17 protein-coding genes and 3 pseudogenes are annotated in these 21,064 nt (G+C 70.5%); 13 read left to right on the plus strand and 7 right to left on the minus strand.

Annotated elements, in window-relative coordinates; translation table 11 throughout:
• Positions 1-319: 319 nt before the first annotated feature.
• Positions 320-439: pseudogene (locus tag ABZ396_RS14375) on the plus strand (SGNH/GDSL hydrolase family protein); the annotation flags it as partial.
• Positions 440-497: 58 nt separating this feature from the next.
• Here ABZ396_RS14375 and ABZ396_RS14380 read toward each other — a convergent pair.
• Complete coding sequence (locus ABZ396_RS14380) at positions 498-1,346, minus strand: methyltransferase domain-containing protein (RefSeq protein ID WP_358919444.1); 849 nt, start codon at positions 1,344-1,346, stop codon at positions 498-500.
• Positions 1,347-1,638: 292 nt separating this feature from the next.
• Between ABZ396_RS14380 and ABZ396_RS14385 the strand changes: the two are divergent.
• Positions 1,639-1,950, plus strand: a pseudogene (locus tag ABZ396_RS14385) (NAD(P)-dependent oxidoreductase); the annotation flags it as partial.
• A gap of 307 nt (positions 1,951-2,257) precedes the next feature.
• Here ABZ396_RS14385 and ABZ396_RS14390 read toward each other — a convergent pair.
• The 3 genes from ABZ396_RS14390 to ABZ396_RS14400 form a co-directional block, all read right to left on the minus strand.
• Positions 2,258-3,805, minus strand: a complete 1,548-nt coding sequence (locus ABZ396_RS14390) for a DUF4038 domain-containing protein (protein WP_358919442.1) — start codon at positions 3,803-3,805, stop codon at positions 2,258-2,260.
• 133 nt (positions 3,806-3,938) lie between these two features.
• Entirely contained in the window at positions 3,939-4,958 is a 1,020-nt protein-coding gene (locus ABZ396_RS14395; protein WP_358919456.1) for a LacI family DNA-binding transcriptional regulator, read from the minus strand.
• A gap of 567 nt (positions 4,959-5,525) precedes the next feature.
• Entirely contained in the window at positions 5,526-6,539 is a 1,014-nt protein-coding gene (locus ABZ396_RS14400) for a hydroxyacid dehydrogenase (RefSeq protein ID WP_358919440.1), read from the minus strand.
• A 359-nt stretch (positions 6,540-6,898) separates the two neighbouring features.
• On the opposite strand from ABZ396_RS14400, the gene ABZ396_RS14405 reads away from it, so the two are divergent.
• The 7 genes from ABZ396_RS14405 (at position 6,899) to ABZ396_RS14435 (ending at position 14,903) form a co-directional block, all read left to right on the plus strand.
• Positions 6,899-8,230, plus strand: coding sequence for an extracellular solute-binding protein (locus ABZ396_RS14405; RefSeq protein WP_358919438.1), 1,332 nt, complete (start codon positions 6,899-6,901; stop codon positions 8,228-8,230).
• Positions 8,231-8,376: 146 nt separating this feature from the next.
• A complete protein-coding gene (locus ABZ396_RS14410) occupies positions 8,377-9,225 on the plus strand; it encodes a sugar ABC transporter permease (protein WP_358919436.1) in 849 nt (282 codons plus the stop codon).
• On the plus strand, positions 9,222-10,103 hold the full coding sequence (locus ABZ396_RS14415) for a carbohydrate ABC transporter permease (RefSeq protein WP_358919434.1): 882 nt from the start codon (positions 9,222-9,224) through the stop codon (positions 10,101-10,103). The genes ABZ396_RS14410 and ABZ396_RS14415 overlap by 4 nt, the downstream gene beginning before the upstream one ends.
• A 10-nt stretch (positions 10,104-10,113) precedes the next feature.
• Positions 10,114-13,077, plus strand: coding sequence for a Tat pathway signal sequence domain protein (locus ABZ396_RS14420; RefSeq protein ID WP_358919432.1), 2,964 nt, complete (start codon positions 10,114-10,116; stop codon positions 13,075-13,077).
• Positions 13,078-13,138: 61 nt separating this feature from the next.
• Positions 13,139-13,594, plus strand: a complete 456-nt coding sequence (locus ABZ396_RS14425; protein ID WP_358919430.1) for a hypothetical protein — start codon at positions 13,139-13,141, stop codon at positions 13,592-13,594.
• Complete coding sequence (locus ABZ396_RS14430) at positions 13,591-14,376, plus strand: alpha/beta hydrolase (protein WP_358919428.1); 786 nt, start codon at positions 13,591-13,593, stop codon at positions 14,374-14,376. Before ABZ396_RS14425 ends, ABZ396_RS14430 begins: the two co-directional genes overlap by 4 nt.
• 71 nt (positions 14,377-14,447) lie before the next feature.
• Positions 14,448-14,903, plus strand: coding sequence for an RpiB/LacA/LacB family sugar-phosphate isomerase (locus ABZ396_RS14435; protein WP_358919426.1), 456 nt, complete (start codon positions 14,448-14,450; stop codon positions 14,901-14,903).
• Positions 14,904-14,905: 2 nt separating this feature from the next.
• On the opposite strand, the gene ABZ396_RS14440 is transcribed toward ABZ396_RS14435, so the two are convergent.
• Positions 14,906-15,271, minus strand: a complete 366-nt coding sequence (locus tag ABZ396_RS14440; protein ID WP_358919424.1) for a DUF6479 family protein — start codon at positions 15,269-15,271, stop codon at positions 14,906-14,908.
• 138 nt (positions 15,272-15,409) lie between these two features.
• Between ABZ396_RS14440 and ABZ396_RS14445 the strand changes: the two genes are divergently transcribed.
• Both ABZ396_RS14445 and ABZ396_RS14450 read left to right on the plus strand, forming a co-directional pair.
• Complete coding sequence (locus tag ABZ396_RS14445; protein WP_358919423.1) at positions 15,410-15,802, plus strand: ferredoxin; 393 nt, start codon at positions 15,410-15,412, stop codon at positions 15,800-15,802.
• A 145-nt stretch (positions 15,803-15,947) separates the two neighbouring features.
• Positions 15,948-16,236: pseudogene (locus ABZ396_RS14450) on the plus strand (acyl-CoA dehydrogenase family protein); the annotation flags it as partial.
• Between the two features lie 109 nt (positions 16,237-16,345).
• On the opposite strand, the gene ABZ396_RS14455 reads toward ABZ396_RS14450, so the two are convergent.
• Positions 16,346-17,110, minus strand: coding sequence for an IclR family transcriptional regulator (locus tag ABZ396_RS14455; RefSeq protein WP_358919421.1), 765 nt, complete (start codon positions 17,108-17,110; stop codon positions 16,346-16,348).
• 223 nt (positions 17,111-17,333) lie between these two features.
• On the opposite strand from ABZ396_RS14455, the gene ABZ396_RS14460 reads away from it, so the two are divergent.
• The gene (locus ABZ396_RS14460; protein WP_358919420.1) at positions 17,334-18,764 is read left to right on the plus strand and encodes an MFS transporter; all 1,431 of its coding nucleotides are present in this window, start codon (positions 17,334-17,336) and stop codon (positions 18,762-18,764) included.
• 20 nt (positions 18,765-18,784) lie between these two features.
• On the opposite strand, the gene ABZ396_RS14465 is transcribed toward ABZ396_RS14460, so the two are convergent.
• Positions 18,785-19,477, minus strand: coding sequence for a GntR family transcriptional regulator (locus tag ABZ396_RS14465; RefSeq protein ID WP_358919418.1), 693 nt, complete (start codon positions 19,475-19,477; stop codon positions 18,785-18,787).
• Between the two features lie 126 nt (positions 19,478-19,603).
• Between ABZ396_RS14465 and ABZ396_RS14470 the strand changes: the two genes are divergently transcribed.
• Positions 19,604-21,049, plus strand: a complete 1,446-nt coding sequence (locus tag ABZ396_RS14470; RefSeq protein ID WP_358919417.1) for an MmgE/PrpD family protein — start codon at positions 19,604-19,606, stop codon at positions 21,047-21,049.
• Positions 21,050-21,064: the final 15 nt, after the last annotated feature.

Consider the following 21,064-nt stretch of genomic DNA (forward strand, 5'->3'; position numbering starts at 1 on the left):
GGTCTTCCTGACTCGACTGCGCCAGCGGCGTCCTGAGCCGTGGCCTGGTCTCGTTCGCACGTGGGATCGAACGGCCAGAACGGTAGCGAGCCTTTGGCCGGGCGGTGTGCAGCCTGTGTGCTGTTTCTGCGCAGATGCGACACACAGGTTCGACCGGATGTGCAGTCACCGTTGTCGCGCCGCGTCTGCCGGGGCTGGCCCTGAGCCGGGACCGTCACATCACGGCTTGCGCCGCGATGGGGCTGCTGGCGCCTGGGCGATGTGAGCTTCCTGCGGGGGAGGGGCGGCAGACCAACGCCGCGGCGCCTGCGAGGACCCCGGCGTGCGCTGGATCGAACCGCTGATCCCGGCGGCAGCGGCGGCCCCGGTGCACCCCGACGAGCGCGGCGAGCGCGGGATGGCCGGGGGCGTGCTCCGGGCGGTCGGCGCGACGGACTGAGGCGGACGTGCCGTCGTAGCGGCGCAGGATCCGCGGGCCTCCGAGGCGTACCGCGGCTTCAGTAAGGGGGTCGTCTGGATTCAGCTTCCGTGGCGCCTGAGCGCGCGGCCTCCTCCGCGGGTTTCCGTCCCCAGACGGTCAGCATGCCGGCGGACAACGCGGCGCACTCGTCGGAGGCCAGATAGCCGATCGCCGCGTCGACGGCCGCGTCGTCGACCAGGCCGGTGGCGAGCATCGCCGTCCGGCTCCGCTCCCAGGTGTCCGTCCAGAAGCGGCTGATGGGACTGCCCGGCAGCAGCGGCGGCACATGGATCTCGGCGGCGACGGACACCAGCCCCGCCCGCCGCAGCAGCTGTGGGTACGACGGCACCCAGGAGACATCGGTACCGATGGTCGCCCGCAGCCCCTGCCACATCGCCCGCATCACCGTGGTGTACGGCGTGCCGGGCGTCCGGTCGCTCGTCAGGTCGACCGCGTCGCTGAGCACCAGTACACCGCCCGGCTCGACGAGTTCGGCCAACGAGGCGATCAGGCGCTCGCGCTCGGACAGGTGCATCAGCACGAAGCGCGCGTGGACGAGCCGGAACCGGCCGCGGACCGACTCCGGAGCGGTGATGTCGGCCTCCAGCACGTCGAGCCCGGGCCGTTCGGCGAGGAAACGTACGTCCCGGTCCACGGCGAGCACGCTGTCCACCCCGGCCTCGTCCAGGAGCCTGCGGGAGACCGTGCCCGTGCCGGCGCCCACATCGAGGCAACGCCACCCCGGGCCGGCCCCGAGCGCCCGCAGCCGCGCCATGGTGATGTCGTCGTAGACGAGGGCGCCGAAGTCGATGCGCTCGCCCTCGCCGGCCTGTTCCGGGCGGAACACGGCCTCCCCGTAACGGCCGCCACCCGCGGGGGTGGTCATGTCGCCGCCGGAGCGACGCCGAGGGTGCCGTCGAGTCCGAGCAGCAGGAACAGCGGGTCGTCGAAGAGTTTCATGGCCGGGCCTCTTCACGTGGTGGTGCGGTACCGGGTGGCGCCCCCGAGGCGGCCGCCCCTCCGATCCTCCACCGACGGCCGCGGGTGACGCCAGCGAGGGGTGACGCTTCCCCGGGGTGACGTCCCGCCTCACCACTCGTGGGCGGCCGCACGCGGGCGTTCGCGGACGCGGGCCACGTTCGGGTGGGTGACCGTCTGCTGCTCGAGCGACCGCATCCGGCCTGGACCTGGAGACCTTCCGGGCCGTCGTCGACTCCGGCCAGCTCGGCAGCGGCGTGACCCGGGTCAAGGTCCCGACGCTCGCCGCGCACGACTTCACAGTGCAGGCCGCCACCTCGGACGCCTACGCCAACACCCGGCTGATCGCCGACGCGGCCCGCGCGGCCGGCATCGCCACTCCGCTCCTCGACCTCAGCAGCGACCTCTACGGCGAGAGCGTTGGGCTGGGCAACGGGCGCCTCGACATGTCGTCGGTCCTCACCGCGATCGAGGCCCGCACGGACGCCACACCGGGGCCGTCGAGCGACTAGGCTCCATGCGGATCTTCGTCTCCAAATTCTTCCGACCTGACTGCGTCGATGTGCGGTTTGAGCGCCTCATAGGAGCATGCGGAACCAACGCAGCCCAGGCGCGCCCACCATGAACAAGTGGAGCGGCGGGTGGGTCCGCAGGTGCGTCGACGCCAGTGCCAGGGCCGTCGGCCAGGTCGCCCACCATGCGCCGCTGTACGCCGTGCGTCGCCTTTCGGCGCGTAGGGGCCTCGGCGGATTGAAACATCAGGCTCCCGTCCGCACCGGGCGGTGACCCGGTCCCGCCGCAGCGCGTCTGCCTTGCCCGTCAGCCGTCGTAACAGACGAAGACGCGTGGCGCGCTGCCTTGGTCCGGGATGGTCAGTTCGTCGGCTCGGCGTACGCCCTGGGACACCGTTTCTCCCGTTCGGGGGTCGATGACCCGGTAGGACCGGGGAAACGTCTCGGCGGTTTCGGGGTTCAGCCGCAGCGGGCCGCCGTGTTCGACGTAGGCGATGTGGAGAGTGCCGTCCGGGGCGCTCAGGGCTCTTGCGGCCATCGCGCGGTCCCAGTCCGGGCGCACGTCGGTGGTCGGCAGCCCGTCCAGGATGCGGCCGACCAGACCTACGTAGCGGGAGCCCTCGAAGTCCAGCGCTTCCCTCCAGCCACAGCCCGGAGCCAGGAAGTACGGCTCGTGGCCGGGTTCCTCCGCGTGCAGCCGCCACTGCCAGAGGCTCCCCGCACCGTAGACGACGCCCAGGGTGCCGCCGGCGCACAGATTGGACCAGGCCTCATGGCCCTGCCACCAGCCGGCGCCCTTCCCCGTCGCCCCCGAGTTCTCGTACGTGGGCTCCCCGTTGGCGACGCCCTTGGCCGGTTCGTTGCGCCGCATGTCGGCGACCCGCTCGGGGAGGTGCTCGCCCGAGTGTCCGGTCTGGCACCACTGGAAGTCGAGCCAGGCGGCGTCCTGGTGGGCGCGGCTGCGGCCGTGCGGCCGGTAGTGGATGCCGCAGGGCTGGCCGTACGCGTCCCATGCCTCGATCTCCTCGCCGCCCGCGGCAATCTGCGGTTCCTCGCCCGAACCGTCCGCGCCCACCAGGTAGATGACGGGACGAGCGCCGTAACGGGCCACCAGATAGCGGCAGTAGCGCGCGTACTCCTCCGGCGGCACCACCGTGCCCGCCACCGATCTGCCCTTCCAGCCGAAGCCCTGGAAGACGGGCTGCAGAACGGGAACGATGCCGTGGTAGCCAAGGATGTCAAGCAGTTGATCCAGATACCGGAAGTAGGCCGGGTCGAGACGTGCCAGGTGACCGTCCTGCAGGTCCTCGAAGCCGATGCCGAAGCCTTCGTCCTCGGTGCGGTCGCGGGGGCCCGTGGCGTGCATGTCGGGCTGCACGCTCATCAGCAGGACGGCGTTGAACCCCTTCGCGGCGCGGTCGGCGGCGTATATGCGCGCGTCGTCGAGCGTGGCCCGCCAGGGCAGCGCCCATGCTGTGTCGGCAACCAGGACGGCGGGGGTGCCATCGGCGTGCACCAGGCTGCGAGCGTCCGGGGACATGCGCCAGAATCCGTGCTGTTCGAAGCGATGGGCGGAGGACTTGGCCGGCACCACGGTGAGTTCACCGGTGCGGCCGATGAGTCCGGGGTCGTCGACGTCGCCGTCCGTGCGCCAGCTCCAGACTCCCGTGGCCGCCGGCGCGGCGAACCGCAGGCGCCAAGTGGAGCCGCCGTCCCAGAAGGCGGGGCGTCGCAGGACGGTTCCGGTGGGCACGTGGGTGAAGTCGGCCCACAGCTCGACGTCCGTGTACGGGTTGGGGTGGCTGCTCTCAGCGGTGAGCGACAGCTCCGTCTGGCGCCAGGCGGCGATGTTCATGGATGGCGGTCCTCGGGTGTGCGGGAAGCTCAGGGGCCCTGCGAGCAGTGGGCGTGCCGTGGTGATGCCGTGGTGTTCTGGTGTGTCACTCCACGGTGCCCGGCCCCGTGTCGGGCAATGATGCGCCGTCATGTCACTTCTGTGGCCGCACCGACTCCCGTATCACCAACTGGGTGCTCAGGACCACATGATCGTCGCCCGTGATGGTCTCCTCACGGTCGAGCGCCAGACGTACGGCGGTTCGTCCCAGTTCCTCGTACGGGACCCGGACCGTGGTGAGGGACGGCGTCAGGTCCGCGGCGTAGGGGACGTCGTCGAAGCCGATGAGCGAAACGTCACGGGGGACCCGAAGGCCCGCCTCGCGCAGGGCGGCCAGCACGCCGACGGCGATCGCGTCCGTGCCGGCGAAGACGGCGGTGAACTCCAGGCCGGCATCCAGCGCGTCCCGCACCCGGCGGTAGCCCGAGGCGCGGGTGTACGAGCCCGGTAGGTCCAGTTCCGCCTCGTAGGGGACCGAGTGGGCGCGCAGAGCGGTCAGATGACCGTCGCGGCGCTGTTCCGAGCTGCTGAAGCCGGGCTCGCCGCCGAGGAAGAGGATGCGCCGGTGGCCGGCGGCGAGGAAGTGCGAGGTGGCCTGGAACGCGCCGCCCCGGTTGTCGTAGTCGACCACGGTCGCCGGGATTCCGGCGGGCAGAGCGGGGCGTCCGACCAGCACCAGGCGGGAGCCGGCGGCGTCGAGGGCCTTGGCGTATTCGGACATACGGCGGTGGTAGGCGTCGTCCGGGACCACCCCGCCGACGAGGACGACCGCGGCGGCGTGCTGCTCCCGCATCAGCTGGACCAGGTCGTCCTCGCGAGCGGTGTCGCCGTGGGTGGAGCAGACCAGGCTCAGCCTGGCCCTGTTGGTGGCCTCCTGCTCGACGCCGGCGGCGACATGGGCCAGCGAGGGGCCGGTGATGTCCTGGATGACCAGGGCGACGGGACCGGCGACGGCCCCGGAGAGGGCCTTCGCGTGGACGTTCACCACGTAGTGCAGTGACTCCACGGCCGCCATGACGCGGGCTCTGGTTTCCGACGACACCGGATAGTTGCCGGCCAAGGTGCGGGAAACGGTTGCTACCGAGACGCCCGCTCTCGCCGCTACATCGCGGATGGTACTCGGCCCCTCCGGCCGCGTGCTCTTCCGTTTGGTCCTGCTGGCTGCGGGGCTCCTGCGGGCGCCGTTCCCGTTCTCCGTCACAAGGCCGACGTTACTGCATCGGCAACCCCTGCGGCCCGGTCGCGGCAGAAACTACCGTGCTCAGACAGTAAACGATTTCCATTACCTCGCGACCGCTTGGTCGCCGGGCCGACCGGACGGCTGGGTCGCACTGGCCTGACCGCCCCGGACGACGCCACGACCTGTTGGCACTGTCGCGCCGCGAGAGAGCTCCAGGACGTGGCGGTGCCGATGCCCTGGATTCCCGAACCAACGCCCCCCCGCGTGCTGTTCGAGTGCGGCTCAGGTGCCGGCCTCGACCGGGACGTCCGCGCGGATGCCCTGCGGGTCGGCATCGCGACCGCCTCGGCTGTGCCGGTCGCCTTCGACGGGCGGTGAGCGACCACGGGAGTCTGCCTCCGGCCCGGTCGAGGGCGGGGGCGGGCTTCCGTGCCGTGGCGAGGTTGCCGGCAGTGGGCCGGCGTCGCCGGTCGCGACCGGGTTCCGGCCGCCACCGACGGATCAGGCGCTGTTGACCAGGTCGGCCTGGAGCACGGCGTGCGCGAGCGGCGCGCCCGCGCCGAGCAGTGCCAGCTCGTCCACGACCGTGCGGCCCAGCCTTTCCAGCTCGTTGCCGAGGGAACCGGCGATGTGCGGGGTGAGGAAGACGTTGGGCAGCCGGTACAACGGGGAGTCCGCGGGCAGCGGCTCCGGCTCGGTCACGTCCAGAACCGCGCCGATCCGTCCGGAGAGCAGTTCGTCGGCGAGCGCGTCGGGATCGACGAGGGCACCCCGGGAGGTGTTGACGAGCACGGAACCGTCCGGCATCAGCGACAGCCGCCGCCGGTCGAGCATGCGGTAGGTCTCCGGGATGTCCGGCGCGTGCAGGCTGACGATGTCGCTGGCGCGTATCAGTTCGTCGAGCGGCACGAGTGCGACGCCCAGCGCGGCGGCCTCGGTGGCGTCGACATAGGGGTCGTACAGCGTCACCGTGAAGTCGAAGGGCCGCAGCAGTTCGAGCAGGCGGCGGCCGACACGGGAGGCGCCGATGATCCCGACCCGCCTGCCCAGGTTGCCGAGCGCGGCGTGGACGGCGGGCGGCGGGTACACGTGCTCGGCGCGGAACCGCTCCCGCAGCCCGAAGGCGTCCTTGCCGGACAGCAGGATCGCGGCGAGCGTGAACTCGGCCACCGGAAGCGCGTTGGCCTGCACGGCGTTGGACACCGATACACCCCGGTCCCAGACCTCGGGCGCGATCAGGTTGCGCACGCTGCCCGCCGCGTGCAGCACGGCCCGCAGCCTGGGTGCCGCGGCCAGGACGGCCTCGTCGATGCGTGGGCAGCCCCAGCCGGTGATCAGCACCTCGGCCGCGGCCAGCGGCCCGGCCACCACGGGATCGCTGAGGTCCTGTACGACCAGGGCGGGGTCGATCCGGGCCAGGGCCGTCAACCGTGTCATGAGCCGGGGCGGGAAGAGCTCGGGAAGGTGCACCGGGTTCATGGCGAACAAGGCGCGTGGCAGCTCGGACGTGGGCATGGATCTCCGCTTCTGCGGTGAGGAGGGGACGACGAAGGGGGGTAAACGTATTCCACGCTAGAGCTCGCCAGGTTCGCCGGTCAACATTCCTCCGTGGGTGACTCGTCAGAGAACGGCATGCGGCTGAACTGGGGCAAACGCAAAAGCAGCAGGTCGGAGTCGTCTTCGCGGTAACTCGTCGGCAAGCTCGATGAAACAAATGACCTCCTCCCTCTTGTGGGGTTGACCTCCGAGGTCCTACCTTCCACGGGAAACGGTTACTGAGCTTCGTGGCCGCCCCCTCTTGCCCCGCCTTCAGTCGCCCGCGCCCTCTCTACCCACCGCAGGCGCTGTCCGCCTTTCTCCGGAGGATCGAATCGATGAGCACCATCCGTACGAGAGCCTTCGCCGGCGCGGCCGCCGTTCTTTCGCTGTCGCTCGCCCTGAGCGCCTGCGGGAGCGGTGGCGGTGACAACGCCGACTCGGCGGCCAAGACGACCAAGGGCAAGGTGCGGTTGCAGTTCTGGAGCTGGACGGAGGGCATCCAGCAGCAGGTCGAGGTGTGGAACAAGGCGCATCCCGAGACCCAGGTGCAGTTCGTGAACGCGGCGGGTGACACCGTCTACCAGAAGCTGCGGGCCACCGTGACGTCCGGCAACGCGCCCTGCCTGCCAAAGATGGACGGGATGAACCTGGCGAACTTCGCCGCCGACGGTCTCCTGACCGACATCACCAAGGTCGCCGCGCAGTACAGGTCCAGTTACACCGTCCCGGCCTGGAACGCGGTCAGCCCGGGTGGCGCCACCTACGGCATCCCCACCGGTTCCTCCCCGCTGTTCACCGCCTTCCGCGCGGACCTTTTCGAGAAGTACGGCATCAAGGCACCCAAGACCTGGGACGACCTGATCGCCGCGGGCAAGGCGGTGCAGAAGAAGGACAAGAACATCAAGATCTACAACATGGCCGGCGAGGACCCGAGCACGCTGGTCGACCTCTCCTGGGAGGCCGGCGCGCAGTGGTACAAGGTCGACGGCGACCACTGGGCGATCGGCTTCACCTCGCCGGAGGCGCTCAAGGCGGGTGACGTCGTCCAGCAACTGGTCGACAACGACCTCGCGTCCAACGCCTCGTACGCCGATCCGGGAGTCTTCAAGACCTGGGACCTCGGCAAGACGATCCTGATGACCACGTCCACCTGGCAGCTGCCGATCTACGACACCAACTTCCCCAAGTCGAAGGGGAAGTGGCAGCTCGCGGACTCCCCGGTCTTCGACACCGCCAAGCCGCAGACCTCCAGCAACTTCGACGTCACCGCCGTACTCAAGGGCTGCAAGTACCCCGACCGCGCCGCCCAGTTCGCCGCCTGGCTGTCCAGCGGCAACGAGTCGCTGACCACGCTCACCGACCCCGCGTCCAAGTCAGGGCTCTTCCCGGCGGTCAAGGACGTCTCGCCGTACGTCGACAAGATCATCCCGACGGAGATGTTCAACGGGAAGTCGGACAGCGCGCAGGTCATCTCCACCGCGGCCTCCCGAGTGGGCGAGCAGTGGCAGTACGGCCCGGACTACGCGGCCATGTACTCCGAGATGCAGAAGCAGTGGGGCAAGGTCATGAAGAAGGAACTCACCGTGAAGAACATGCTGACGCACCTTCAGGAGTGGGTGCTGGCCGACCTGAAGAGCAAGGGCGTCAAGGCCGTCGCCGCGAGCTGACCGCCAACGCCCCTAGGAGTGCACCTCACTTGGAGCCACCCTTGTCCACCCTCACACGACCGGCGAAGGTCGCAGACGACTCCGCCCTCCGGCGGACCTCCCCCCGTCGGGCCGGGAGGCGGGGAGCCTACAAGGGGCTGCTGTTCATGCTGCCCTTCCTGATCGGCTTCCTCCTGACCTACGTCGTGCCGATCGGCTACGCCTTCAGCCAGAGCCTGCACGAGAAGAGGAGCAGCGGGCTCGGCTTCGGCCCGACGAAGGTCGTCTTCACCGGCTTCGCCAACTTCTCGGCGATCCTGGCGGACGGCTCCTTCTGGGCCGCCATGCTGCGCACCCTGCTCTTCGGTGCCGTGCAGATCACGGTCATGCTGGGCATCTCCCTGCTCCTGGCCCTGCTGCTCGACGGCGTCGCCGCCCGCGCGGTCCGCTTCTTCCGCGCCGGACTGCTCATCCCCTACGTCATCCCGGGCGTGGTCTCGACGCTGATCTGGCTGTTCCTCTACAGCCCGACGGCCAGCCCGATCATCGACATCGGGGACAAGGCAGGCCTGAGCGTCACCTTCTTCGGCGGCATCAACACCTACCTCTCGCTGGGCAACCTGCTCACCTGGCAGGGCATCGGCTTCAACATGATCCTGATCTCCGCCTCGCTCCAGGCACTGCCCCGCGAGCTGTACGAGGCCGCCCGCCTCGACGGTGCGAAGGAGTGGCGGATCGCCTGGTCGATCAAGGTGCCGAACATCACCGGCATTCTCGTCCTGACCGGCATGTTCTCCCTGATCGGCCGCCTCCAGCTGTTCACTGAACCGCTGTTCCTGCGCTATGTCGCGCCGGAGTCCATCAGCACGGACTTCACACCGATGCTGGAGATCTTCGACCGGGCGTTCAAGACCGGCGACTACCAGTACGCCGCCGCCGAGTCCCTGGTCCTGGCCGCCGTCACCGGCGGGCTCGCCTACGTCTTCTACCGCGTCACGAACAGGAAGGTGTCATGAGCAGCGCCCCGACCGCGGCCACCGCCCCCGGCGGCGGAGCACGCCCGACCCGCCGCGCGGTGGCCCTCACCACCGGCCTGCTCGTCGTCTTCCTGCTCTACTCGCTGGCGCCCACCTGGTTCCTGCTGGTGGCGTCGACGAAGAACCAGACGGACCTGTACTCCACCTTCGGCCTGTGGTTCTCCTCGAACCACCTCGCCGACAACTTCCAGGCCATCTGGGACTACCACGACGGGGTCTTCGGCCGCTGGATCGCGAACTCCGTCCTGTACTCCACGGTCGGTGCCGCGGGGTCGACGCTCATCTCTCTCGCCGCCGGCTACGGCCTCGCGAAGTTCGAATTCCGGGGCAGAGGAGCCCTGTTCGGGGTCATAGTCGGCGCCTCGCTGCTGCCAGGCACCCTGCTGGCGTTCCCGCTCTACCTCGTCTTCGCGAAGATCGGGCTCACCAACACAGTGTGGGCGGTGCTGATCCCGTACTTCATCAACCCCTTCGGCGTGTACCTCGGCAAGGTCTACGCCGACACCTCGATGCCCACCGAGCTGATGGAAGCGGCCCGCATCGACGGCGCGAGCGAGACGCGGATCTTCTTCTCGGTCGCACTCCGGCTGATGAGCACCGGGGGCATCACCATCTTCATGCTCGACTTCGTCAACATCTGGAACAACTTCTTCCTACCCCTGTTCATGCTCAACGGCGAGCGCTCCTTCCCGGTGACCCTCGGTCTCTTCTCCTGGGTGCAACAGGCGCAGAACTCCAACGACATGAACACCCTCGTCCTCACCGGGTCGCTGCTGTCGATCATTCCGCTGGCGGTCTTCATGTTCGCCCTCCAGAAGTACTGGCGCAGCGGAATCCTCATGGGCAGCCTCAAGTAAAGGATCAGTCGTGCCCGAAGCACCCAGAACAGCCGTGCCCAGCGCGCCCAGAAGACGTGACGTGCTCAAGTACGCCGGGGCGACCGGTGTCGCCGCTGCCGCCATCGGCCTGCCGGCCGCCACGACCGTCGCGACCGCCACGCCGGCCTTCGCCGCCGGGCCGGACGCGGCACGCGCGCGAGACGGTGCCCCGCTCGACGTCGTCGTCTTCGGCGACTCGCGCTCCGAGACGGCGCACCGGCTCACCGCCACCCTCTCCGACACGGTCACCGGCGGCCTGGGCCAGAGCGCCCGCGTCCTCAACCCGACCGAACCGGCGTCGTACGCAGGCGGCACACTGAAGTTCGAGGTCGCGGTCAGCCCGACCGGCACCACATACGTCACCGTCCGCCTGTGGGGCGACGACTACGACGACAGTTCGGCCGAAGCCGCGTCCGGTACGAACATGTGGCGGCTCCAGCTGTTCTGCGAGGGCAAGCAGGTCGGCCACCAGGACCAGGGAGCCGTCGACAACCTCGACATCCTCGACACCGCGCCGCGCACCCCGGGCCGCTTCTTCTTCCACACCCTGCCCCTGCCGGAGAAGATGACCGCCGGCAGGAAGAAGGTGTCGCTGGAGATCCGCGCACTGGGCCGCATCTGGTCCTACGGCCAGAACCAGGCCCAGCTGTACTACAACATGACCACGCCCTCGCGCGGCATCTACCGCCTCTACACCCACACCGGCCCCCGCTTCGTCCCGCCGAAGGGCGAAGTCCAGGGCCCCGCGCCCACCCCGAAGCCCCGAACCGGCGGCGAGGAGATCCTCGACGACATCAAGGCCCGGGTGCAGAAGGACCAGGCGTACTTCCTCACCACCGCGACACCCGCCACCATGGACGGCTGGGCGATGCAGTCCCTCGCCGAGGGCTACCTGTGGTCCGGCAGCCCCGTCTACCAGCAGGACGCCGCCGTCGACCGGGTCCTGGAGGCGATCGACGGCCGGTACCTCGCATGGAAGGCCGACAGCACCGTCCTCACCGGCTCCGACCAGCAGTGGCAGGGCTTCGGCCGGGTCGGGCTCGTCCTGGCCCTGCTGTGGGAGCACCTCGGAGACCGCCTCGACACGCAGGTGACCGGCTCGCCGTACGCGATAGCCAACCCCGGCTTCGAGTCGGGCGCCGCCACCCCCACCGGCTGGGAGAAGCCCGGCTGGGCGCCCGCCGGAACCTGGGCCCGCGACACCACGGTCGCCCGGTCCGGCTCCGCCTCCCTCAAACTGACGGCCACCGGCGCGGACGGCTACAGCTACGTCTACTCCGCGCCCAGGACCCGGGTCGGCGCGGGTACTTACACCTACGGCGCGTGGATCCGGACGGACGGCGCCACCGGCCTCGGCGCGCACATCGACCCGCTGTTCTTCGACGCCGGCGGCAAGCTGGTCGGCAGCGACCACAAGGTGTACGCCACCGCCGGCACCCACGACTGGGAGTACGTGTCGGTCGACCTGGCCACCCCGTCCGGCGCCACCCAGATCGAGCTGCACCTGCGCCTGGCCGGCTCCGGCACCGCCTGGTTCGACGAGATCACCCTGATCGCCCCCACCGCCACGGACACCCCCGTGCCGCCGGTGCGCAAGAACGCCTACATCGACATGCTCAGGTCCAGCCGGGACTACTGGCGGCAGCACTTCCCGCACTACAGCAACCAGTCCCAGATCTGCGCCATCGGTCTCTACCAGGCCAACCGCGGCCTGCGGCTCCTCGCCCCGGACCTGGCCCTGTCCGAGGACAAGGCGCGCGACTACCTGTACCAGTCGCTCGGCATGACGCCCTACCTCGGCCCGGAGGACGCCGACGGCAACCCGACCAAGCCGCTCGGCGAGAGCTACTACCAGGTGACGAAGGCGGGCCTGACCCGCGAACTCGGCTACGTCGGCAACTACGGCGAGGTCATGGACTGGCTCGTGATGATGTACGAGTCGGTCACACGCGGCTACGGCGGCCAGGAGGCGCCCGAACTGCGCGAGCAGATGGTGAAGATGACCAAGGCGCGCGGCGCGTTCCGGGTGATCGACGTCGACGGGGACGGCTGCCGGATCTCCCGCATCGAGACGGTCATCGGCTGGCGCAACGAGGTCTACCCCGGCGAGATCGGCTACGCCTCCCGCACCGCGTGGGACTCCAACCCCCTGATGACCGCGGTCGCCTTCAAGGACCCCGACATCGTCGGCTGGACCCAGGAGATGATCGCCGACGGCCAGCTCTACCCCCAGCTGACCCTCCTGGCCCACCACTCCTGGACCCGCGTCGGCCTCAACGCCCTGCGGTTCGTCTCCCACGACTGGGACGCCTTCCAGACGCTGGCCGCCCGCCCCGGCCGTACCCCGGCCGGCTGGGACCGGCCCGACTTCGTCGTCACCGACGAGGACAACGGGTGCGTGGCCGTCAAGAACGGCAAGGAACTGCTGTTCGCCTCGCTCTACTGGCGCGCTCGGCAGGGCGTCAACGACTACGCCCGCATCCACCAGGTCACCCCCACCGACCAACGTTCCGCCACGATCCGCCAGCGCACCGCGGGCGCCACCGCCGGCACGTTCACCGCCCGCGACTGGATCCTGTGGGACTACGCCATCAACGACCCCGGCGCGTCCGCGATCCCGCCCGGCGGCTTCCCGCCCCCCGGCGACACGCTCCACCAGGCCCTCGCCGGCGACGTCTACCACCTGGCGACGGTCCCGGCCGACGTGCCCGACCCCACCCTCGGCGTCCACTTCGACGGCGTCGAGACCATGCTCGTGGGCCGCGCGCCCTTCTGTCTCTGCGAGTACGGCGACTACCTGATCGCCATGAACACCAGCAGCGACAAGGTCTTCACCCTGCCGGCACGAACCGGCTTCGGCCCGGCCCGCGACCTCGCCACCGGCAAGACGGTCGGAGCAGGCCACTGCCCCAGGATCGACCCGCACAGCACGCTCGTGCTGTACCGCGGCTGAGGTGGAGGCGCCGACTTCACCGCTCGACACCACTCAACGCCGAGTGAAAGAGAACCTCCCCGTGAACCAGCCGCAGCCCACCGCTGAGAGGTCGCCCAACCCCCGCCGTTTCCTCAAGCTCACCGGCGTCGGCGCGGGCGCCGCGGGCCTCGCGGGCGCCGGAGCACTGGCCGGAGCGAACCAGGCCGCCGCCGTCTCCTCCGGCCAGAGCGCCCTCACCCGCCCCGGGGTCCTGCACAGCCTCACCGACCTCAACCGCATGCGCAGCAAGGTCGCGGCGGGCGCGCCCCCCTCGACCGGGGGCTACGACGTCTTCGCCGCCGACTTCTTCTCCTCGTCCTCGTACGTCGTCGCGGGCGGCCGGGCCACCGTCACCCGGGGCACCAGCCCCGAGAGCGGACAGCTGCGCGTCCTCGGCTTCACCGGCGCGATGCTCGGCCTGTGGGTGCAGGACCTGGACGGCTCTGGAGTGCACGCCGACTTCGCGTACGCCACCTACCAGGAGGGCCACGCGTGATCGGCCTCGGACGCATCCGCCTGTTCTGCACGAGCCTGGGGCCCGCCGACGGCCCCGTCCTGCTGCTGGTGCACGGCTGGGGCGGCGACGGCCGGGAATGGTCGGTACACGCCGAGGCCTTGGCCGGCCGGTTCCGCGTGATCGTCCCCGACCTGCGCGGCCACGGCCGCTCCGAAGTGCCGGGGACGGGCAACACACCGGTGGACATGGCGGACGATCTGGCCGCGCTGATCGAGGCACTCTGGCGCGGCCCGGTGGTGGCGGTCGGCCACTCCATGGGCGGTCAGGTGGTCAACCTGCTCGCCGTACGACGCCCGGAGCTCGTACGGTCGGTCGTCGCCCTCGACCCGGCCCACGGCGCGCACGGCGCCGAAGTGAACGGGATTCCAGGGCGGTTGGCCGAGTACCGGGAGCACGGGTCCCGTGCGGCAGCCGACTTCGTGGCGGGAGCGTTCTCCGACGAGGCCCCGCCCGGGCTGCGCACCGCGCACGTCCGCACCATGCTCGGTACCCCGGACCACGTCGTCGCCCAGGCGTACGCGGGCATGTACACCGATCCGGAAGCGGTCGGCGTCCGCCCGCACAGCGAGGCGTACCTGCGCTGTCGCGCCCAGCCGGCACTGACGGTGTGGACGGCGGCGGAGGCCGCCGCCTGGGAGAGAAGCACCCTGCACGTGACCGGCTCACGTGTGGAGCACTGGCCGGATGTCGGGCACTACCTGCACGAGGAGCAACCCGAGGGCACCGTCCGGCTCATCCAGGAGTGGGCGGACACCGAGTAACAGCGGCTCGGGCGTCTACACTCATGCTGCCCTGCAGGATCAACGTGAGGCGGGGAGAAGAGAGAGAAACCATGATGATCTCCGTCTCCTCCGACATGGACGAACCCGTCGCGCGCCTCCTCGTCGAGGAGCTGCGCCGCCGCGGCCACGAGGTCCGCGCGTACGGTGCGCTGGAGCCCGGGGCTGACCCGCAGTGGGCGGTCTGCTCGGAGGCGGCAGCCCGCGATGTCGCCGCCGGCAGTGCCGACCAGGCGGTCGTGTGCTGCTGGACCGGCACCGGCGCCTCGATCGCCGCGAACAAGGTGCCCGGCGTCCGCGCGGCCCTGTGCTCGGACGCGTACACCGCCGACGGCGCCCGCCGCTGGAACGATGCCAACGTCCTCGCCCTGAGCCTGCGCCTGACCTCACAGCCGTTGCTCAAGGAGATCCTCGACGCCTGGCTCACGGCAAGGCCGAGCCAGGACGCCGAGGACCTCGGGAACGTGGCCCACGTCGGGCGCCTCGACGCGGGGCGGGGAACTGTCTGAGGTCAGTGGGCGCCGAGCCCGCCACCCCCGAACGAGCCGCTGCTGCCACTGCTCCAGCGTGGCCGGTCCGTCGACGTGCTCGGCCTGGTCTGCTGGTTGCTCAGCTCATACGGAGTGAGCGGACGGCCGCCCTCGGGCATCCGGGGAATCTCCTCCGACTCACGGTTCTCCCGGATCTCGTGGACCGCGCCCTCGGGTGGCAGCTTCGGCTGCTCATCGGGGCGTGGGCGGGGCGACTCGCGGGACTTGACACGGTTGCCCAGCCAGAAGCCCCCGGCGAGCATCGCCAGTAGGGCCACGGCCACCACGAACAGCCCGAGACTCATGAGGCCGCTGGGAGCGGCCAGCTCCATCGATACCGTGCTCATAGCAAGGGGATACCCCGCCAGAACGGTACGAACCGGACGCGTTCCGTGGCCGACCGTACGCGCCGGGCGACGGCAGCCACCGGAACCCCGCGCGGGGCAACGTGTTTGCCGTGCGCGCACCTCGGCAACCCGGGGTGCATGACGTCGACGACTTCTCAACAGGAGACGACTTCTCAACAGGAGCTCTACGGATACCTTGAGGATCGTTTTACCTGCGCGCAGGCCTGTACGGAGTGTGCTCGGCTGTGTGCGCTGCGCGCCAGCGTGTTCGATCCGGACGGGACGGCCGAGCTGGAGCGGGTACGCCGCACGGGCATCATGTGCGCCGAGGTGTGTGACGCGACCTGCCGGGCGCTGACCGAGGAGAACGTCCAGGACGAGGCCGGTCTGCGGGTCCAGCTGGACTGGTGCCGCACGGTCTGTCTTGAATGCGCGCAGGCCTTCGACACCCGCCCCGGCGCCGAGAAGAGCGCGGCTGCATGCCGGGCGTGCGCCGTGGCCTGTACGGACTTCATCGCGGTGCTGGCCTGAACGGTGGCCTCCTGGGACAGTTCGGTCACCGGTCCACCAAAACCCCGCGACGCGCCGCTGCCACGGCTGGCCTGCGGGCAGGGTGTCACCGCCAGGGGGAGCCGAGATGCCGACGCCGGAGACATCCGTACGCCCACGCCTTGATGTCCAGGAGGGCACCCTCGCCCCGCAGGACGCCTCCGCCGTCAAGGTCTACGGCTCCGAGGCCCGCCGCGACGCCTACGCCTGGCTGATGCGACGCCTACGCCTGGCTGATGGAGATCGCCGGTGCGGCGGGCCCGCTGGAGGAGGGCTCGGCCGGCGCGGTCCTTTACGGGGACCTGGAGCGCGGCTACCGCTCGGCGGTCAGCTTCACCTTGGGCGGCGGCAACAACGAGATCCAGCGGGAGATCATCTCGTGGATCGGACTGGGGATGCCGCGCGTACGGCGTTAGCCTGCCGCGACCACGGATTCTGGTTGTCACCCTGCCGGAACTGGCCTGGCCTGTCGCGGAGTTCCATCCGACTAGTGTCTGGTGGTCGCCGGCATCGAGGGCCGGCCGGTCAGCCCGTCGCCCGGGCGGGCTCCACCGCGAAGAGGGAGCCGAGGCCTGCGCAGCGTTCGACGAGGAGGTCGGCGATGGCGACGGCGCGGCGTGCGCTCCAGCGGTCGGCCGGGCCGGAGATGGCCACCGAGGCCGTGGCGTGGCCGGACGCGGTCAGGACCGGCGCGGCGATGCCCACAAGGCCGGGGTGGTTGGCGGCCTGCGACACGGCATAGCCGTCGGACCGTACGGCGGCCAGGGAGCGCTCGACCTCGTCGATACGCGCCGAGCCCTCCGCCCGCCGCAGGATCGCCGTGATCTCCTCGGCGGGCAGGAACGCGAGGATGGCCTGGCCGCTCGCGCCGCGGTGCAAGGGAGTGGCCGAGCCGAGCCGTGCGGCCCGGCGCAGTTCGTAGTCGCTCTCCTCGCCGAGGACGAGCACGGCCTCGTCACCCGCGCGCAGATGCAGCGTGGCCGTCTCACCGGACAGGTCGGCCAGCGCCCGCAGCACCGGCCGGGCGCCCGCGAACACGTCGGCGCGCGGCATCACTTCGGCGGCGAGCCCCATCAGCCGGGGCCCGATGCGGTAGCCGCCCGCGTCGGCCCGGGCCACGTACGACTCCTCCTGGAGAACCCGCAGTAGCCGGTAGGCGGTGGACTTGCTCAGTCCGACCGCCTCGGCCAAATCCTGCAAGGGGACGGCTGATCCCGCCGCGGCCACCGCCTCCACGAGCCGCAAGGCCCGCCGGGCCGTGTCGCCGCCTTCGGTCCGTGTCCCCGCCATGCCGTCGCCGCCTTGCCGTGAGTCCCGGTGAGTCCGGACAGGTTCCATAGAAAGGAATTCCAAGTCCGCTATTCAAATCTAGGCATCCTCAAGCCGAGTGATCAAGGTGTCTGCAGGACTCCCATCTCATGACGTCCGGGTCCTTGACGCCGTTCTGAGCGCCTGCCACTGTCTGCCCCCCAATACGAACCTCCCGTTACAAATAGTGGAACTGGATGGGCGCATGGCTGACATTCCGGGCGTGATAGGTGAGGCGCCCACCGCCTCCCCGAACGCCTCCCGACTGCAGGCGGAGATCGCGTCGCGCCTCGACGCGCTTCCGGTGGGGCGCTGGCACCGCGGCGTCCTGCTGGTCGTCGGACTCGGCTCGTTCTTCAACTTCTTCGAAGTCGCCCTCGGCAGTCTGCTGGTGCCGCTGCTGCCCGAAGGGTGGACGAGCGGCACGCTCGACAAGTCGCTGCTGATCGGGGCGACGTTCGCCGGTGAACTCCTGGGAGCGCTGCTGCTGTCCGGGCTCGCCGACCGCTTCGGGCGACGCCGCATGTTCCAGATCAACCTCGTCGCGTACGCAGTGCTGTCCGTCGGTGCCGCGTTCGCCCCGGACGCGGCCACGCTCATCGCGCTGCGCGTCCTGCTGGGCACCGGCCTGGGCGCCGAACTCGCCTTGGTGGACACGTACTTGACCGAGCTGATGCCCACCGCGCGGCGCGGGCGCATGGTGGCCACCGCCTACGCCATCGGCATGCTCGCCGTCCCGGTGGCGGGCCTGCTCGCGGCCAAACTGCCGCACAGCATGGGCGGCATGGCCAGTTGGCGCTGGCTGATGATCTTCGCGGCGAGCGGGGCCGTCGTCGTGTGGGTGCTGCGCAGGCGGCTGCCGGAGTCACCGCGCTGGCTCGCGGCCCACCGGCCCCACGAGGCCATCGACGCCGTGGCCCGGATCGAGGCGCGGGCCGGCGGGTCGGCACCGGCTCCCGCCGCGGTCAAGACCGGCACCGGCGCCCCCTTGGAGGGCGCTGTGAAACCACGGATGACCGCCGCACCCGTGGAGGGCGTTCTGAAACCGCGGCTGTGGGGGCCCGCGCTGTGGCGGCGCACCCTGCTGGTGTGCGCGATGGAGACGCTCGGCCCGGTCGGCTTCTACGGTTTCTCCTCCATCGCCCCGCTCGTGCTGATGGACAAGGGCTTCACCGTGGTCGAGTCACTGACATACCTGGCGCTCACCGCCCTGGGGTATCCCGTCGGCTGTCTGCTGTTGATGGGGGTGGCCGAACGGATCCAGCGCAGGACCCTCGTGATCGTCTCCTCGTTGCTGGTCGCCGTGGCGGGCGCGGTCTTCGGCCTGGGCACCACCGTGTGGGTCATCGTGCCCGCCGGTCTGCTGACCTCGCTGATCAGCGTCGTCAACGCCACGGTCTCGCGCACCTACGGGGCCGAGCTGTTCCCCACCACTGTGCGCAACACGGCTCTAGGCCGCACTTACGCGCTGTCGCGCCTGGTGGCCGCCGTCCTGCCGTTCTGCACCTTGTCGATCCTCGACGCCCTCGGGGCGGGGCCGCTGTATCTGCTGTGCGGCGGGCTGATCGCCGTGATGAGTCTCGCGGTCGCCGCGCTCGGGCCCCGGACCAACTCCGTACGTCTGGAGAGTATCTGAGTGCGGTACGGGCCTTCGGCTCAGCTGCCGCCGTCGGCGGAGCTCAGCAGCCGGTGGAAGTCGGATCGGCCTGCGGTGCGGTGTGCCGCCAGCAGATCCAGGGCGCGAGCGTTCTCGCCGCTCTCCAGGGCGTCCACGACGGCTTCGTGCTCGGCGAGGATCGCCTCGGACCGCGCGAGGTCACCGGCCGCCGCGGCCCGGCGGTAGGACAGGGCGCGGTGCGGTTCGAGGGCCTCCCACAGCTGGGTGACGAAGCGCAGCAGCCACTCGTTGTCGCACCGGTCGAGCAGGGCGAAGTGGAAACGCCGGTTGGCGGCGATCGCCCCCTGTGCGTCTGCCTCCGCCGCCGCGGTGCGCTGGGCCTGGAGCGCCGAGCGCATTCTGGCGATGTCCTCGGGGCGCAACCGCGCCGCCGCGTTCGCCTCGGCCTCGGCCTCCAGGAGCTGCCTGACCCGGAAGATGCCGTCCACACCGTGCGACGTCAGCTCGGTGACGGTGTAGCCGCGCTGCGGGACGTACGTGACGATCCCCTCGCCGGCCAGCGTCTTGAGTGCCTCGCGGACGGGGATGACGCTCAGCCCCAGCTCTTCGGCGGCCACGCTCTGGCGGATCGGGGCGCCGGGCGCCAGATCGCCGCGGACGATCGCGTCCCGCAGCTCGGCCAGGGCCACGGCCTCGGCGGTACGGGGCAGGGAGGTGCGCTTGAGTGCCATGCCGTCATCGTACCGAGGCACCCGACGAAACTAGATGTTATAAATTCTAATGAGTGCGCGGAAGCGTCCGGGTTCCCTGCCCGACGTCCGGCGCCCGACGCCTGAGCGACCTTGGAGGTGAGCGCGGTGTCCGCACCGACGCCAACGACCACCCGCCGGCCCGCCGACCCCCAGGGCCCTACCGGACAACTCGCCGAGTGGCTGGCCGCCACGACCCTGGACCGGATCCCCGCCCCCGTACGGGAACGCGCCGCGCACCTGGTGCTCGACGGCCTGGGCTGCGCCCTGATCGGAGCCCAACTGCCCTGGTCCCGTACGGCCGTTGAGGCGGTTCTCGGCCTGGAGGGCACCGGCGACGTCCCGGTGATCGGCTGGGGCCGCACCACCAGCGGACCGGCCGCCGCCGTACTCAACGGCACCTTCATCCAGGGCTTCGAGCTGGACGACTACTACCCGGCCGCCCCGCTGCACTGCACCTCGCTGGTACTCCCGGCCCTGTTGTCGACCGCGGCCCGGATCCCGTCGGCCGGCGGGGCGGAGTTCCTGCGGGCCACGATCCTGGGCATCGAGACCGGCACCCGGGTCGGCCTGGCCCTGCACGGTCCCCAGATGCTCTCGCGCGGCTGGCACTCCGGCTCGGTCTTCGGCACCCATGCAGCGGCCGCAGCCTCGGGCGCACTGCGCGGTCTGGACGCGGCCGCCTTCGAGGACGCGCTCGGCCTCGCGGGCACCCAGTCGGCGGGCCTGATGGCGGCGCAGTACGAGGCGATGTCCAAGCGGATGCACCACGGGCTGGCCTCTCGCAACGGCTTCTACGCCGCCGGTCTCGCGCAGGCCGGCTACACCGGCATCAAGCGCGTCTTCGAGCGGCCGTACGGCGGTTTCCTCTCGACGTTCGGCGAGGGCCACGACCCCGACGCGTCCCAGGTCACCTACGAGCTGGGCGAGGTGTGGCACACCGAGAAGATCACGGTGAAGATCCACGCCGCGATGGGCGGTCTGCATCCGGCCATCGACGCCGCCCTCGCCCTGACCGCGCAGCGCCGCCTGACCGCCGACGACATCGAGTCCGTGCACATCGAGGTGCCGGACGCGATCTACCACCACGGCTGGTGGACCCCCGAGCGGCCGCTGACCACGATCGGCGCCCAGATGAACATCGGCTACGCCACCGCCGTCGCGCTCGTCGACGGGCAGGTCAGGACCGAGCAGTTCACGCCCGCCCGCATCGACGCTGACGACGTCTGGCAGCTCATCGACCGCACCCGTGTGACCCAGGTCGACGAGCAGCAGGACCCGAGCTGGGACCGGCCCGGCTACAACACCCGCGTCACCGTGACCCTGCGCGACGGCGAGGTCCACACCCAGGCCCTGAACCAGCCGCACGGCGGCCCCGACGCCCCGCTCACCAACGCCGAGATCCGCGACAAGTACCGGGCGCTGTCCGCGGCGGTCATCGACGCGGACCGGGCCGCCGAGATCGAGCGGATCGTCCTCGACCTCGAGAACCGGGCCGATCTCCGCCCCCTGGTGGAGCTGCTCGCGGCGCCGGTCCGCGGTGCCCTCGACTGAACCCGGCCGACACCC

The sequence above is a fragment of the Streptomyces sp. NPDC005866 genome, assembly GCF_040629895.1.
Classification (GTDB): Bacteria; Actinomycetota; Actinomycetes; order Streptomycetales; family Streptomycetaceae; genus Streptomyces.